This is a genomic window from Clostridium sp. AM29-11AC (assembly GCF_003480545.1).
GTDB classification, from domain to species: Bacteria; Bacillota; Clostridia; order Lachnospirales; family Lachnospiraceae; genus Otoolea; species Otoolea saccharolyticum_A.
In genome coordinates, this window is the sequence record NZ_QUJI01000007.1 from 51,132 (window position 1) to 66,470 (window position 15,339).

A 15,339-nucleotide genomic window follows, 5' to 3' on the forward strand; every position below is an offset into this window, starting at 1 on the left:
CAGGCTGTTTCTGCAGGGCCGGCAGATAAAGTTAGCCCCTCACAGATGTGGGGGGCTAGCTTTTAAACGGATCGTTCTATTAACAGTAGACTGTCACTGTCCGCTTCATTATTTATTGTTCAGAGCGGCCTGAGCTGCTGCCAGACGTGCGATCGGCACACGGAATGGTGAGCAGGAAACATAGTCCAGACCAATCTTGTGGCAGAACTCTACGGAAGAAGGATCTCCGCCGTGCTCGCCGCAAATGCCGACATGTAAGGTTGGGCGCTCAGCCTTTCCTAACTTGATAGCCATCTCCATCAGCTTGCCAACGCCATCCTGGTCAAGCTTAGCGAATGGATCGTTCTCGAAGATCTTAGCATCGTAGTAAGCATTTAAGAACTTACCTGCATCGTCACGGGAGAAGCCGTATGTCATCTGTGTCAGGTCGTTTGTACCGAAGCAGAAGAACTCAGCCTCTTTTGCAATCTCATCTGCTGTCACGCATGCTCTCGGGATCTCGATCATTGTACCAACCTCGTACTTGAGCTCTACGCCTGCTGCTGCGATCTCAGCGTCTGCTGTCTCAACAACTACCTTCTTAACATACTTTAACTCTTTTACATCGCCAACGAGCGGGATCATGATCTCCGGCTCAACCTTCCAGTCAGCATGTGCCTTCTGTACGTTGATTGCTGCGCGGATAACAGCCTTTGTCTGCATCTTTGCAATCTCAGGATATGTCACAGCCAGACGGCAGCCACGGTGACCCATCATCGGGTTGAACTCGTGTAAGCTGTCAATGATTGTCTTGATCTGCTCAACGGTCTTGCCCTGAGCGTCAGCCAGCTTCTTGATGTCCTCTTCCTCTGTAGGAACGAACTCGTGTAATGGCGGATCCAGGAAACGGATGGTAACTGGGTTGCCCTCCAGAGCCTCGTATAACTTCTCGAAGTCGCCCTGCTGTACCGGAAGGATCTTCTCGAGAGCTGCCTCTCTCTCCTCTACTGTATCAGCGCAGATCATCTCGCGGAATGCGTCGATTCTGTCGCCCTCGAAGAACATATGCTCTGTACGGCAAAGTCCGATACCCTCTGCACCTAACTCGCGTGCCTTCTTAGCGTCAGCCGGAGTATCAGCGTTTGTACGAACTTTTAATCTTCTGTACTTGTCAGCCCAAGCCATGATTCTTCCGAACTCTCCAACGATGGAAGCGTCTACTGTCGGGATGATTCCGTCGTAGATCTTACCTGTGGAACCGTCGATGGATAACCAGTCTCCCTCATGGTACTCTTTTCCAGCCAGAACGAACTTCTTGTTCTCCTCATCCATAGCGATCTCGGAGCAGCCGGATACACAGCAGGTTCCCATACCACGTGCAACTACTGCTGCGTGGGATGTCATACCGCCGCGGACTGTCAGAATACCCTGAGCAGCCTTCATACCCTCGATATCCTCCGGGGATGTCTCAAGACGAACCAGAACAACCTTCTCGCCCTTGGCAGCCCACTCCTTAGCATCCTCTGCTGTGAAGACGATCTTACCGCAGGCAGCTCCTGGAGATGCAGCTAATGCCTGAGCAACCGGAGCAGCCTCCTTTAATGCCTTTGCGTCGAACTGTGGGTGAAGCAGTGTATCCAGGTTTCTCGGGTCGATCATGGTAACTGCCTTCTCCTCAGAGATCATTCCCTCATCTACTAAATCGCAGGCAATCTTTAATGCAGCCTTAGCTGTTCTCTTACCGTTACGTGTCTGAAGCATATAGAGCTTTCTGTCCTCGATAGTAAACTCCATATCCTGCATATCTCTGTAGTGATCCTCAAGAGTATGGCAGATGCCTACGAACTGCTCGTAAACCTCCGGCATAACCTCCTTTAACTGATCAATCTTCTGTGGTGTACGAACACCGGCAACTACGTCCTCGCCCTGAGCGTTCATTAAGAACTCGCCCATCAGGTGCTTCTCGCCTGTAGCCGGATCACGTGTGAAGGCAACACCTGTACCGGATGTCTCGCCCATGTTTCCGAATGCCATCATCTGTACGTTTACAGCAGTACCCCAGGAGTATGGGATATCGTTGTCACGACGGTATACGTTTGCACGTGGGTTGTCCCAGGAACGGAATACAGCCTTGATAGCCTCCATTAACTGAGTCTTCGGATCAGTTGGGAAGTCCTCGCCGATCTTCTGCTTATACTCAGCCTTGAACTGGTTAGCCAGCTCCTTTAAGTCATCAGCAGTGAGCTCTACGTCCTGTGTAACGCCCTTCTCTGCTTTCATCTTGTCGATTAATTCCTCGAAGTACTTCTTGCCGACTTCCATAACAACGTCGGAGAACATCTGGATAAATCTTCTGTAGCAGTCCCAAGCCCAGCGCGGATTGCCGGATTTCTTAGCCAGAACCTCTACTACTTCCTCATTTAAACCGAGGTTTAAGATTGTATCCATCATACCAGGCATGGAAGCTCTGGCACCGGAACGAACGGAAACCAGAAGTGGGTTCTCCTTGTCACCGAATTTCTTTCCTGTGATCTCTTCCATCTTGGAGATGTACTCCATGATCTGAGCCATGATCTCATCGTTGATCTTTCTGCCATCCTCATAGTACTGTGTGCAGGCTTCTGTTGTGATCGTAAAGCCCTGCGGTACAGGAAGGCCTAAGTTTGTCATCTCAGCCAGGTTAGCGCCCTTGCCACCTAACAGGTTTCTCATCGTGGCATTGCCTTCGCTGAACAAATAAACCCATTTCTTTGCCATAAGTTGTATTCCTCCTATTGTTTTGCAGGTTTCCCCGCTTAAATTGTAAGACGGACTGTTACCGCCGGGGACATCTCCCGGCGGAAAATGCCCCGATGCGCCCTCACAAGCGCATGCCTAAAAAGCCCTCAGCCCGGAACTCCGAACAGAGCCAGCCTTCCTGCACCTCCCCAAATAAGCAGAAGAACAACAAATCCCGCCTGCAGCGGGCCGTTTTTGTGGCAAATTCTGTCCGGCCTGACAGTTTCTTAGATATGCGCTTGTCATCAGCCTGTCTTTCGTGAATATTATAACATAAACTTGTAAGTAGTAAAGGGGTTTTCTTCAAATCTTTCCAAATTTTGTACAGTTAAGCCATGCAAAATCAAAAGGAGAGATGCGGCGCGGGAGCTTGCTCACGAAGACGTATCTCTCCTTTTGATTTTATAGGGCGCACGCCCTCATGAATCATTTGACGGGCGTGGCCTGACACTTCCTCTTTTCAGTTCCTCAGTCAAATGATGAATGGCATGGCTTAACTGCTCCCTAAAAGTCTCCTGCAAAATCACAGACAGAGATGCGGCGCGGGAGCTTGCTCACGAAGACGTATCTCTCCTTTTGATTTTATAGGGCGCACGCCCTCCTCCTAATCGCTTCTGAGGGCATCGATGGGGTTCAGCCTGGCGGCCCGGCTGGCCGGCATATAGCCGAACAGAAGCCCGATTCCCACAGAGACGCCGAAGGATACCAGGATGGAAGCAGGCGTGGGGACTGCCTCCATCCCCATCAGCTTTCCAATCCAGCCCGTTAAAGTACATCCCAGACCGATTCCCAGAAGCCCGCCAATGGAGCTCGTGACAGCAGCCTCCATCACAAACTGCTGCATAATGGTTCTTCGCTTCGCCCCCAGGGACTTTCGGATCCCGATCTCCCTGGTCCGCTCTGTCACGGACACCAGCATAATATTCATGACGCCCACTCCGGCTACCAGCAGAGAGATTCCGGCGATCCCGCCTACCAGCAGAGACATCATGGCAATCATGGAATTCAGTGAATCCAGCATCTCACTCATAAAAGTTATGGAGTAGAGATCCTCATCCTTAAAAACCGGGTAGAGAAAGCGGTCGAACAGCTCCCGAACCGTATCTGTACTGCCTGTGTCCCGGACCGTAAACAGGTAGGTGTTGATCTGACCGTTTCTGGCCAGCTTCACTGCTGTGGTGTAGGGCAGGTAAAGGGTATCATCGCTCCGTCCTTCCTCCATCTCTTCCCCCTCTCCTGCCTGCCGTTCAACACAGCCCACAATCTCATAGGCCTCCCCGTTGACCTTGATTGTTTCACCTAAAGCCCTGTCGCTGCCCCCGTACAGTTCCTGGGCCAGATAGCTTCCGATAACGCAGATCTTCTGCCTGGAAATCAGATCCGAATACTGGATAAACCGCCCTGCTGCAAGTTCCTGATGCTTCAGATCCAGGAACTCCTCACTGACTCCTGTGACGGAGGTGGAGGTAAACGAGTCATTCCCCGCCTTGACAGTTCCCTGAACAGATACGGAAGGGGACATTTCCCCGAAATACTCCCTGTTTTCCTCGTAAAACTCATACATCTCCTCATCCGATACAGAGCGGGTGCTCAAATTCACCAGATTCACCGTAACCTGATCCGTTCCCATATCAGAAAAGCTCTCCGTCATATAGGACATCTGCCCGTTGACCAGACCGACCAGAATAATCACGGCCGCCACTCCGATGATGATTCCAAGCATGGTCAGAGCAGAGCGCATCTTATTGCTCCATATACTTTTTATCGCCAGATGAAAGGACTGCCGCATATTCTTTCACATCCCCGTCAAAATTTATTTTTCCGTCTTTAATCCGCACCACCCGCTTAGCCTCCAGGGCGATAGAGCTGTCATGAGTGATAATCACAATAGTATTTCCCTCCTGGTTCAGCTCCTTCAGAAAATCCAGCACTTCCCGGCTGGTCCTTGAGTCCAGCGCACCGGTAGGCTCATCGGCCAGAATCAGAGAAGGGTTCCCGGCCAGGGCTCTGGCGATGGATACTCTCTGCTGCTGTCCTCCTGAAAGCTGTTTCGGCCTGTTCTTCCACTTATCCTCCAGTCCCACCCGCCTAAGAGCCTGCATGGCCCGCTGTCTTCGCTCTTCCTTTGGGACACCGGCATAGAGGAGGGGCAGCTCCACATTTTCCAGAAGGCTGTCTTTTGGCAGCAGGTTGTACTGCTGGAAGATAAATCCTATGGTTTTATTCCTTATCTCAGCCAGCTGATCGTCACTCATATGTGACACGTCCTCCCCTCCCAGAAAATATTCCCCCTCTGTAGGCACATCGAGAGCTCCTATAATGTTCATCAGAGTGGATTTCCCGCTTCCTGATTTCCCCACGATCGCCACAAACTCTCCTCTGTAAATGTTCAGACTGATCCCATCGTTGGCTCTCACCTCTGTGCTGCCCATCTGATAGATTTTATAGATATTTCTCAGTTCAATTAACGGTACTCTGTCCATCTTTGCGCACCTTTCTTCTGCCATGCCATGTCCGGCCTGCCTCCTCTATCTCTGCCTGCCGCCGCCAGGGCCGCCTTCCATGCCGCCTCCTCCGAAGCCGCCTCCCTCAAAGCCGCCTCCGCCCATACCGTTCATTCCTCCCGGTACATCTGCCGGCTGCTGAGCGCTCTCCTGGGTATCAGAGGATACATAGACCTCATCTCCTTCTTCCAGATCACCGGAGACAATCTCCACATAGTCAGAGCTGATAAGCCCCGTTTCCACCTGAACCTGCTTAAAGCCTGCCGGAACAGGACCCTGGGATTCCTCTGCACTGTCGTCCTTCACATAGACTGCATTCCCCCTCTGCAGGGCGCCGGAGGGTACTGAAAGGACCTGTTCTGCCGAAGCTGTGATAATTGTCCCATCCACATTCATGCCGGGAAGAAGACTTCCTGACTCATTTAGCGTGACGGTGACAGGATAGTAGGTCACACCGTTGGAGCTGATCCCCTCCATACTCACATTCGTCACTGTCCCGCTGAAGGTTTCCCCCTCAAAGGCATCTGCCTGAATCTCCACCTCCTGCCCTTCCTCCACCTGACTGATATCCAGCTCGTCAATATTCATCTGGAAGGTCAGTGCGGAGAGATCATAGATCACCGCCAGAGTGGAGGCGCTGGAGCCGTTTTGAATCTTGTCTCCCACCTTGACGCTCTTTGTGATGACCGTCCCGGATATTGGCGCTGTGATGGTGTAATCATCATAGCTTTCCTGAGTGGAATCCAGGCTGGACTGAGCGGATTCAAGCTGTGACTGGGCCGTATCCATGGAATCCTTGTAGGACTGCAGGAGCTTCTTTGCCGAATCAGAGGTCATGGAGAAAAGAGGGGTTCCCACGCTCACAAGGTCGCCCTCCTGCACCAGCAGTCCCGCCACCTCCACACTCTGAGGCAGATCTGCCACCAGCACCGTGTCCACGGACGGCTCAAATGTTCCGTCTCCGCTGGAATAAAATTCCCTCACCTGGGCAGTGGCCGCTACCGAACTGCTCAGGCCTCCCGGATTTTCCACCTCTATGGTGACATATCGGATCAGCCGTCCTCCTGTGAGTGCCTCATCCATACTGCTGACCCCTGTGACAGTACCGGAAATCTGTTCTGCGGTACTGCTCAGCGTCAGAACCGCCTGTGCTCCCTCTGGGATCTGAGCCGCCTCTGTGTTTAAAAATGGTATCCTCACTTTCATTACACTGTCATTATAGATGTCTGCAATCTGGGTGTTGGAGGACACTTTATCCCCCGCCTCAATGTACAGAGTTTTTATGTATCCTGCCTTTTCTGCTTTGTAGGTATTTCCGCTGTACCTGGAGGCCGCCTCATTGTAATCGCTCACAGCCGTGTCATAGCTGTCCTGGGCCCGCTCCACATCATTGGAGGCGGACTGGAGCCTGGACTCCATAGACGAAGCGTCGATCCGGTAGAGCACCTGCCCTTCCGTCACCTGATCTCCTTCCTCAAAGGAGGCCTCCACCACCTCCCCCTCCGCCATGGAGGTAATGCTGTAGGTGTCCTTTGGCTCGAGAGTCCCTGACGCCGAAAGGGTAGAAACAATGTCCTGTCTCGTCACCTTCCCTGTGCTGACTGCGCTTTCCTCTGTTTCCCCGCTCTCCGATAATTTCCAGACCGCAAAGAGGACGGCTGCTGCCAGAATCAGTCCGGACACGGCGGCAATTCTCTTCCAGTTCTTTCGAATCCGCATTTTCATTTGCTTGGGAACTAACTGTTTCATTCCACTCCACGCTCCTGCTAGTCAATATAGTCAATCAGCTGATATTCCAGACTGTCCTCATCCTCAGAATCAGAACTGTTTTTATTCTCCCAGATAACCGTTATGGTATCTCCTATCTCCAGCTCTCCATAGACGGAAAATGCGAACTGCATATCAGAGGTGGCCAGCTCGTACTCCGTCCCATCCACTACAATGGAGGTGGGAATCATCACATCGGAGGAGCTGTAGTAAACTGCCTCCAGCTCCCCCTCCGTCGCTCCTCTTTGGCCGTTTCCGCTCTCTGAGTATCCGTATACGGCCCGTGTCGCGGAGTTGTAGTAAATGACAACTGCCTCCTCCTCAATATCATCCCTGGAAGCCGATTCACCGTCCAGGTAGAAGGAGGCCTTTGAGGTGGAAAAGGGCAGGATCCCGGCAAGAGTTCTGTCTGCCATGGCGTAAGGGCCTTTCAGCTTGCTCTCCAGCGCCTCCAGCGGATTGATCTCTCCGTCTGAGGTGAGGGAAAAGTCGAGAACGGAAGCGTATACCGTGCTGCTTGTCTCTTCCTGTCCCTCATACTCTTTTTTGTTTGTCTTAAGCAGGTTGTAAAACAGATTCACACAGTCATACCGGTCCAGGCTGTTAGCCGCCGCCTTTCCGATTCCGTCGTCCAGCTCCAGATACGTAGCCTTCGCCATTCTGTTCGACATGATATTTCCCGAAAAATCTTCATCCGTATATCCCAGAAGCATCAGGACAGCACCCACGGCCTCCTGCATGGTGACAGGCTGATCCGGCCTGAAGTTTCCTCCCAGATAGCCGCTCATCCATCCCTGCTCTGCCGCCACTCTGATATAGGAGGCATACTCGCTGTTCCGGTCCACATCTGCAAAGACCGAAACATTGTTGTCCCCGCTGACGCTGCTTCTGAGGGTGGATGCCTTGACCAGCATCTCGGCAAACTGCGCCCTTGTAACCGGAGCGCTGTCGTCAGAGGTCTCCCGCATAATCCCGGCGGCCACCACCACTTTTTTTCTCATACTGTAATTGGACGACGCCTCCGCGGTTATGGGAGTCAATACGGAAGCTGCCGATACCACCGCCATAAAACCTGCTATGCACTGTCTGTTCATCTCTTCACCATCCTGTCTCTCTGTCTTCTCCATCTTTCCTCTCTGCCGCTCAGAGTGTTCCGGCTCCGGGGCAGAAACTGTGATTTCTTATTTTTTACTATCTTACAGAGTCAAACTTAAATCAGCTTTAAAAAACTTAAGTCAGCTTTAAGTGAGAGCAAAAAGTATTATTTTCTGTTCAGCCATATGGGAGATTGGGAGATGACTGCAGCAGACTGGGAGAAATGCACGCAAAAATGCCGCTCAACCATCAATTCTATGATGTAATTGATGGTTGAGCGGCACGCTCTTTCCTTTTTTTCTGTTGTCTCACTGGCTGTCTTTCTGACAGACCAGGCAGACAGACCTCACCGCTTAGAAGCGGAACTTATCCTCAAAATAGTTCTTCAGCTCTGCAATCGGGATTCTCACCTGCTCCATGGTATCGCGATCCCTGACAGTCACTGCACCGTCTGTCTCAGAGTCAAAGTCGTAGGTTACGCAGAACGGAGTTCCGATCTCGTCCTGTCTTCTGTATCTCTTTCCGATGTTTCCTCTGTCGTCAAACTCGCAGTTGTAATACTTGGAGAGTTCTGCATAAACCTTCTCTGCGCCCTCGTTTAACTTCTTGGACAGAGGCAGCACGCCGATCTTGACCGGAGCGATGGCCGGATGGAAGTGAAGCACGGTTCTCACATCTCCCTCTCCGATCTCCTCCTCGTCGTAGGCGGAGCAGAGGAAGGCCAGTGTCACGCGGTCAGCTCCCAGTGACGGCTCAATAACATAAGGAATATATTTCTCCTTCTTCTCATCGTCAAAGTAGGTCATATCCTGGCCGGAGGTATTCTGGTGCTGGGTCAGGTCGTAATCAGTTCTGTCGGCAATTCCCCAGAGCTCGCCCCAGCCGAAGGGGAACAGGAACTCCAGGTCTGTGGTTGCCTTGCTGTAGAAGCAGAGCTCCTCCGGAGAGTGATCTCTGGCGCGCATCTCGTCATCCTTGATTCCCAGAGTCTTTAACCAGTTGATGCAGAATTCCTTCCAGTATGCAAACCACTCCAGATCCGTGCCTGGCTCGCAGAAAAATTCCAGCTCCATCTGCTCAAACTCTCTGGTGCGGAAGGTAAAGTTTCCTGGAGTAATCTCGTTTCGGAAGGATTTTCCGATCTGGCCGATGCCGAAGGGGATCTTCTTTCTGGAGGTTCTCTGAACATTCTTAAAGTTTACAAAAATACCCTGAGCAGTCTCCGGTCTTAAATATACAGTATTCTTCGCATCCTCCGTTACGCCCTGGAAGGTCTTGAACATCAGGTTGAACTGACGGATATCTGTAAAATCATGCTTGCCGCAGCTTGGGCAGCAGATATTGTGATCGTCAATATACTGCTTCATCTCCTCCTGGGACCATCCGTCCACGGAGCCCTCCATCTCGATATTGTTGGCAGCCATGTAGTCCTCAATCAGCTTGTCGGCGCGGAATCTCTCCTTGCAGGACTTGCAGTCCATCAGCGGATCGGAGAAGCCGCCTAAGTGGCCGGAAGCCACCCATGTCTGGGAGTTCATCAGAATGGCGCAGTCAACGCCCACATTGTATGGACTCTCCTGCACGAATTTCTGCCACCAGGCTTTTTTTACATTGTTTTTAAGCTCAACACCCAGGTTTCCATAGTCCCAGGTGTTGGCAAGGCCGCCGTAAATCTCGGAGCCCGGGTACACAAATCCTCTGGACTTCGCCAGCGCTACAATCTTCTCCATCGTCTTTTCCATAATGAATCCTCCTATTTCTGCGCTATTTTGTTGTAAACACGACAACTGATGTCTGTCCCTCCGGAACTGTCACTGCTGTGTCGCTGATTGTTTCCACACCGTTACTCATATAGAGCACCTGCCCTTCTGTTTCCAGAACACCGCCGCCCTGGACATTGACCGCCAGAGCCTTCTGCTCCTTTGTAATATCAAGGCCTGACACTGCCTTTCCGTCCGCGGTCTGAAACTCTCCGGCCAGCCAGCCGGCCGTTCCCGCATCCGCCGCGCTTTTCACCTCTATGGATGTAAAGGAATTGCTGGTGTCCTCATTTTCATCACTCTGTCTGAATGCAATCAGATCCGCCGCGCTCCTGTAACCGAATACGGCTGTCATTTCCCCGTCCTGCACAGAACAGGAATCAAGAGATACGGGGACTTCCTCCCCCTCTGAGCCGCCGGTCTTTTCATTGAACCGCTCTACCGCCGATTCCAGAAACTCCCTAAGCTCATCTGCATCTGCCTCAAAGGTTTCCTCTGTTTCCAGGACCAGCGCGCTCTTTATATCACCGTCGGAGGTGATATAGACACAGCTCCTGTCCGGTGAGAAGGAGCCTGCGCCGCCGGCCGAGCATCCGGCCAGAAGAATCCCCGCGGCCGCAGCCGCAAGCATCAGCCTGGCTTTTTTCATATTCTGCCCTCCTGCAATCTTCGCAGCAAGCCGGCCTGTTCCCGCACTTTGCTGCAATATTGTTTTAGTATACCCGTTTTATTCCATATTTTCAATATCCTGCACAGATTTTCTGCAATCGCCGGCAGCCGTCTATGTAACCACCCGGAGAATTTCCAGTGACCGGAATTCCCTGTCCACATACCTTCTCTTGTTGTCCTCCACACAGCGGGCAAATTCCTCAAACACCGGTTCGGTCAGAAGAAAGGTATACAGCTTTTCAATAGGCGTGGAGATCACAAACTGCCAGGCATAGAGGGCGGAGTCGCTGATCTTCCTGTCAGGCGCCTCCCGGTACTCCCCCTGGATAGCCATGAGCCTCAGCTCAAAGATGCGCCTCACCAGCCTGTTGGGAATCGCCGGCTTTAAGAGCGCCCGGAACGACTGGTAGAGAAGGCGGATGGTTTCCGACTCATCCACGTTCTCACGGCCGTAATATCCCGCAAACTCTGCAAAATAGGAGGCGTAGCAGGCGCACTCCATATCTGACGCCAGCTCATCAAAGTAGTTTTCCACCTCCGCCCCGTAGAGGTTATAGGCGTCCCTCCCCTCTGACAGTGAAAAAACGCCGAACACAAACGGCCTGCACGGAGCCCGCAGCTGGCTGGCCGCCCGCTTGGCCCCTCTCGCAAAGCAGGTGATCTTTCCCCTCTCCTTTGTCAGAATGACCAGACGCTTGTCATAGTCCCCCACCGGAGAGGCACTGATCACCATCCCTGTGGCCTGAATGAGTTCCCGCACGTTTTTTCACCTCCTTCCTCTTCGTCCTGAAATGCAAAAAAGTCAGCTCCGGGCTTACGGCACACTAAATATCTTTCGGATTATATCCGTAATTCTTCATGAAGAGATCGCTGTCTCTCCACTCCTTTCTGACCTTCACCCAGAGCTTTAAGTTTACCTGGGTGTCCATCAGGTTGCCAATCTCCATCCTGGCGGCAGTCCCGATTTTCTTTAACATGCTTCCGCCTTTTCCGATGATAATTCCCTTGTGGGAATCCCTCTCGCAGACAATGGTGGCCTCAATATCGATCATCCCGTTTTTCCGCTCTGTCATCCGCTCGATGGTCACGGCGATCCCGTGGGGGATCTCGTCGTCCAGCATCCGCAGAGCCTTCTCCCGGATCAGCTCTGCGGCAATCTGGCGCATGGGCTGATCCGTCACCGTATCCTCGTCATAGAACTGAGGTCCCTCCGGCAGGTATTTAAAAATACAGTCCTTCACGGCGTCAATATTTTTCTCCTTCAGGGCTGAGGCCGGAATGATCTCGGCAAACTCGCATATATCCTTATAGGCCGCGATAAAGGTGAGAATATCTTCCTTGTTTTTGATGGTATCCGTCTTGTTGATCACCAGGATCACCGGCGTTTTCACCTTCTTTAGCTGCTCCGCAATGTGGCGTTCCCCGGCTCCGATGAAGGTGGTGGGCTCCACCAGCCAGAGAATGACGTCCACCTCCTTAAGGGTGTGCTCAGCCACACTCACCATATATTCTCCCAGCTTGTTTTTCGCCTTGTGGATTCCCGGGGTATCCAGGAAAATAATCTGTCCCCTCTCATCCGTGTAGACCGTCTGGATCCTGTTTCTCGTGGTCTGGGGCTTATCCGATGTGATGGCAATTTTCTGCCCGATCAGATGGTTCATGAGGGTGGATTTTCCCACATTGGGCCGTCCGATCAGCGTCACAAAGCCCGATTTGAATTTCTGCTCCATGATTTCTCCTTTGTCCGTTTCGTCAGTTAAACAGATTTTTTATCTCTCCGAACATTTCTCTCTCCGCCTGAATCTTCTCCGCATTTCCGATCACGCAGAAGCTGCCTGTATTTAAGATCTGCCGGATAATCGGAGCCAGAGCCCGAATGTCTTCCTTTGTCACATTCAGGATTTCCTCCCGCTCTTTCTTCAGCATCTCGTCAGTAACTTTGGAGAAATAGGCGGAATCTGCCTTGCTTCCCTTATACTGTGGAAGAAGGGGAACATCCAGGTCACTGATAGTTCCGATGACGTATTTCGTCATATCTCTCTCATCGGCGTCAAATTCCTCCAGATATTTGACAATTCCCTCGTAGACTCTGTCCGTCTCTCTGAGGTTTGGATCCCGGTAGGAAACGAAATATCCCTCTCCTGTCCTGCCCGCTCCGTTCATCACACCGTAGGCTCCTCCCTTGACGCGGACATTCAGCCACAGATAGTCATAGCCGAGAATTACCTTTAAGGTCTTTAAGGCTCCCGTGTATCTGTATCCGCTTCCGGCAAAGGTGCCGCATCTGGCCACATAGTTGACCTGGGAGGAGGTCATAAAGCCCTCATTCCTGTTTTCCTTTGCAGCAGTAAAGGAATATCTCTCCCCTCCTGTTTCAGGAAGCATTTCCTTCAGCTGTTTCAGAGGGGCCTTCATCTTCTCATACCCTTTGCTGTCTGCCGTAAAGCTCACCGTCATATTGTCAGAGGTAAAGAGTCTTTCTGCCGTTTTTCTGAGCTTTCCGGCAATCTCCTCCTTCTTCTCCTCGAAATTCCTGGCCAGGTCCTCTAAGAACTGGTAGTAGGCGATTCCGCCTGTCACATCATTGTAGGCAGAGGCCGCGGAGAAGTAGGACGTACCCCTCGTCACTGCCGCCGAATGGCCGGAAGCGTTTAACCGCATCTGTGCCCTGGATTTTGTCTCGTTGATGATCTCTGACAGGCGCTTTGTATCGTCAAACACAGAGGTTTTCAGAATCTCTCCCAGAATGGAGAATCCGAAATCCAGCTTCTCGCAGAGGACTCTCACGCTGGCTACAAACATTCCGGTAAAATCATCGCTGTTTTCCAGTGAAGGGTAGGAGAGCACGCTGAAGTTTACGCCGCCGCTGTTTAAGTTAATCTCGTCCGCCAGCTCGCTGTAGCTGTAGTTCTCCGTACTCACATAGCCGAGAACGGATTTCAAAAGCCCCACATAGGCCATATCCTCTGCAGGAACACGGCTGGTGTCAAAGAGAAGGCGCAGATACCCGATCCCTGAGGTGAACAGGTCGTGGAACAGCACCTTCGTTCCCTCTTCCTCCCTGACGCTTAACACCAGTCTCTCCGGTTCCCTCTCGATGTCCTCCCTGCGAAGCAGAGGAATCTTCTCCAGATCCTCCTTGGGGGACGGGGTATCCTGATACTCCTTAAGCTCCCTGGTAGCCCTGACAATATGGGCCCTCTCCTCATCTGTCAGGCTCTCCCTGTAGGCGGCCAGCCGCTCTGCCAGCTTCCTGTCCTCCTCTGCGGTCATATTTTTTCTCGGACTTACCAGGACCACAGCTGAGGAAGGATTGTCCAGAAGATACGTCCGGATCAGCTCCTCAAAATATCCCTCTTTCGCCGCTTTTTTGAGGAAGTCAAAGCTCTCCCCGTACTCCAGATGCATCAGCGGATCTCCGCCGTAGAGCCAGCTGTCCAGGCACTGAAGGCCGTACATAAGCCCTTTTGGCGCAGAACCGAAGTCTGCCTCCCTGCAGCGGAACTCATAGTAGTTGATTCCCGCAAGCAGGCTCTTCTGATTCAGCCCCTGATCGGCCAGTCTGCGCAGCGTTCCCTCCACTACGGCCAGAAACTCGCCCTTCTGGTCTCTGTCTGCATCCTTTGCGATAACGGAGAAATAGGGCTGCAGAATTCCGTTTTCATATCCTCCGAGAATATCCTGTCCGATTCCCGCATTCAGAAGCTCTGTCTTTAGGGGCGCTCCGGGGGCGTCGATGAGGACATACTCCAGCACCTGGAAGGCCAGATAGTGGATGGGATTCAGTCCCTCTCCCGCCAGGGATGTGACAGAAAGGTAGGTTGCATGCTCCCCTGACTCACCCTCTGTGATGGGATAGAAAATCTCCCTCTCTACCGGCGCGTCAAAGGCCTTCTGCTTCCTGATCTCTGAGTCTGCCGGCTGTCTGTCGTACTTTGACAGGTACTCCCGGTCCAGCCATTCCAGCTTCTCTGCCATATCCATATCTCCGTAGAGGTAGATGTAGCTGTTGGAGGGATGGTAATAGGTTCTGTGGAAGTTTAAAAATTCCTCATAGGAAAGCTGCGGGATCACCGCCGGATCGCCGCCGGACTCATTGCCGTAGCAGGTGTCCGGAAACAGGACGTTTCTCGTATACCGATCCAGAACACTCTCCGGGGAGGAAAAGGCTCCCTTCATCTCATTGTAAACCACTCCGTTTAAGGTTAAAGGACTGTCCTCTGTCTCCATCTCGTAATGCCAGCCCTCCTGGCGGAAGATCTTTTCCTCACGGTAGATATTTGGGTGAAGCACCGCATCCATGTAGACGTCCATCAGGTTCTGGAAATCCTTCTCATTGCAGCTGGCCACCGGGTAAACCGTCTTGTCCGGATAGGTCATAGCATTCAGGAAGGTGTTCAGGGAACCCTTCACCAGCTCCACAAAGGGATCCTTTACGGGGAATTTTTCAGAACCGCAGAGTACGCTGTGCTCCAGGATATGGGCAACTCCCGTGCTGTCTGCCGGAGGAGTCCTGAAGCCGATGCAGAATACCTTGTTCTCATCGTCATTGGACAGAAGGAAAATTCTGGCACCCGTCTTTTTGTGCTCCAGAATATACCCTTCTGAGTTCAGCTCTTTTACCTGCTTTTCAGTTATGAGGCGGTATGCCTCCAACTCACTGACTTTTTTCATGCTATCTTCCTTTCCTGATTTATCTGCCTTTTTATGAATCACTTTTATGAGTCATTTTTATGAGCTATTTTTATTGTCCGATCGCCGTTTATATACATCGCGTTTATTTTCAT

Annotated in this window: 10 protein-coding genes; all 10 read right to left on the bottom strand. The window is 51.9% G+C overall.

Features of this window, described 5'->3' with window-relative positions; genetic code table 11:
• Positions 1–108: 108 nt before the first annotated feature.
• The 10 genes from ppdK to DW757_RS07395 all read right to left on the bottom strand — a co-directional run bounded on the left by ppdK (position 109) and on the right by DW757_RS07395 (position 15,226).
• Positions 109–2,736, bottom strand: a complete 2,628-nt coding sequence (gene ppdK / locus DW757_RS07350; RefSeq protein WP_008395816.1) for a pyruvate, phosphate dikinase — start codon at positions 2,734–2,736, stop codon at positions 109–111.
• Positions 2,737–3,361: 625 nt separating this feature from the next.
• Positions 3,362–4,498, bottom strand: a complete 1,137-nt coding sequence (locus DW757_RS07355; RefSeq protein ID WP_118751388.1) for an ABC transporter permease — start codon at positions 4,496–4,498, stop codon at positions 3,362–3,364.
• Position 4,499: 1 nt separating this feature from the next.
• Positions 4,500–5,264 carry an ABC transporter ATP-binding protein gene (locus DW757_RS07360; RefSeq protein WP_118751389.1) on the bottom strand — a complete coding sequence of 255 codons (765 nt, stop codon included), beginning with the start codon at positions 5,262–5,264 and terminating at the stop codon, positions 4,500–4,502.
• Between the two features lie 21 nt (positions 5,265–5,285).
• Positions 5,286–7,010 (bottom strand): HlyD family efflux transporter periplasmic adaptor subunit, encoded by a 1,725-nt coding sequence (locus DW757_RS07365; RefSeq protein ID WP_118751390.1) that lies wholly within the window; start codon positions 7,008–7,010, stop codon positions 5,286–5,288.
• Positions 7,011–7,027: 17 nt separating this feature from the next.
• Positions 7,028–8,155 carry an S-layer homology domain-containing protein gene (locus DW757_RS07370; protein ID WP_118751391.1) on the bottom strand — a complete coding sequence of 376 codons (1,128 nt, stop codon included), beginning with the start codon at positions 8,153–8,155 and terminating at the stop codon, positions 7,028–7,030.
• A gap of 321 nt (positions 8,156–8,476) precedes the next feature.
• Positions 8,477–9,865 carry a glycine--tRNA ligase gene (locus DW757_RS07375; RefSeq protein ID WP_008395827.1) on the bottom strand — a complete coding sequence of 463 codons (1,389 nt, stop codon included), beginning with the start codon at positions 9,863–9,865 and terminating at the stop codon, positions 8,477–8,479.
• Positions 9,866–9,887: 22 nt separating this feature from the next.
• On the bottom strand, positions 9,888–10,532 hold the full coding sequence (locus DW757_RS07380) for a hypothetical protein (RefSeq protein ID WP_015574414.1): 645 nt from the start codon (positions 10,530–10,532) through the stop codon (positions 9,888–9,890).
• A 132-nt stretch (positions 10,533–10,664) separates the two neighbouring features.
• A complete protein-coding gene (gene recO / locus DW757_RS07385) occupies positions 10,665–11,312 on the bottom strand; it encodes a DNA repair protein RecO (RefSeq protein ID WP_087381969.1) in 648 nt (215 codons plus the stop codon).
• Between the two features lie 64 nt (positions 11,313–11,376).
• Complete coding sequence (gene era, locus DW757_RS07390) at positions 11,377–12,282, bottom strand: GTPase Era (protein ID WP_008395831.1); 906 nt, start codon at positions 12,280–12,282, stop codon at positions 11,377–11,379.
• A 22-nt stretch (positions 12,283–12,304) separates the two neighbouring features.
• Positions 12,305–15,226 (bottom strand): insulinase family protein, encoded by a 2,922-nt coding sequence (locus DW757_RS07395; RefSeq protein ID WP_118751392.1) that lies wholly within the window; start codon positions 15,224–15,226, stop codon positions 12,305–12,307.
• Between the last annotated feature and the right edge of the window lie 113 nt (positions 15,227–15,339).

Excerpts from the sequence above, each read along its gene's own strand:
- ppdK (WP_008395816.1), bottom strand. The coding sequence starts at position 2,736 with ATGGCAAAGAAATGGGTTTATTTGTTCAGCGAAGGCAATGCCACGATG.
- DW757_RS07355 (WP_118751388.1), bottom strand. The coding sequence starts at position 4,498 with ATGCGCTCTGCTCTGACCATGCTTGGAATCATCATCGGAGTGGCGGCC.
- DW757_RS07360 (WP_118751389.1), bottom strand. The coding sequence starts at position 5,264 with ATGGCAGAAGAAAGGTGCGCAAAGATGGACAGAGTACCGTTAATTGAA.
- DW757_RS07365 (WP_118751390.1), bottom strand. The coding sequence starts at position 7,010 with ATGAAACAGTTAGTTCCCAAGCAAATGAAAATGCGGATTCGAAAGAAC.
- DW757_RS07370 (WP_118751391.1), bottom strand. The coding sequence starts at position 8,155 with ATGGAGAAGACAGAGAGACAGGATGGTGAAGAGATGAACAGACAGTGC.
- DW757_RS07375 (WP_008395827.1), bottom strand. The coding sequence starts at position 9,865 with ATGGAAAAGACGATGGAGAAGATTGTAGCGCTGGCGAAGTCCAGAGGA.
- DW757_RS07380 (WP_015574414.1), bottom strand. The coding sequence starts at position 10,532 with ATGAAAAAAGCCAGGCTGATGCTTGCGGCTGCGGCCGCGGGGATTCTT.
- era (WP_008395831.1), bottom strand. The coding sequence starts at position 12,282 with ATGGAGCAGAAATTCAAATCGGGCTTTGTGACGCTGATCGGACGGCCC.
- DW757_RS07395 (WP_118751392.1), bottom strand. The coding sequence starts at position 15,226 with ATGAAAAAAGTCAGTGAGTTGGAGGCATACCGCCTCATAACTGAAAAG.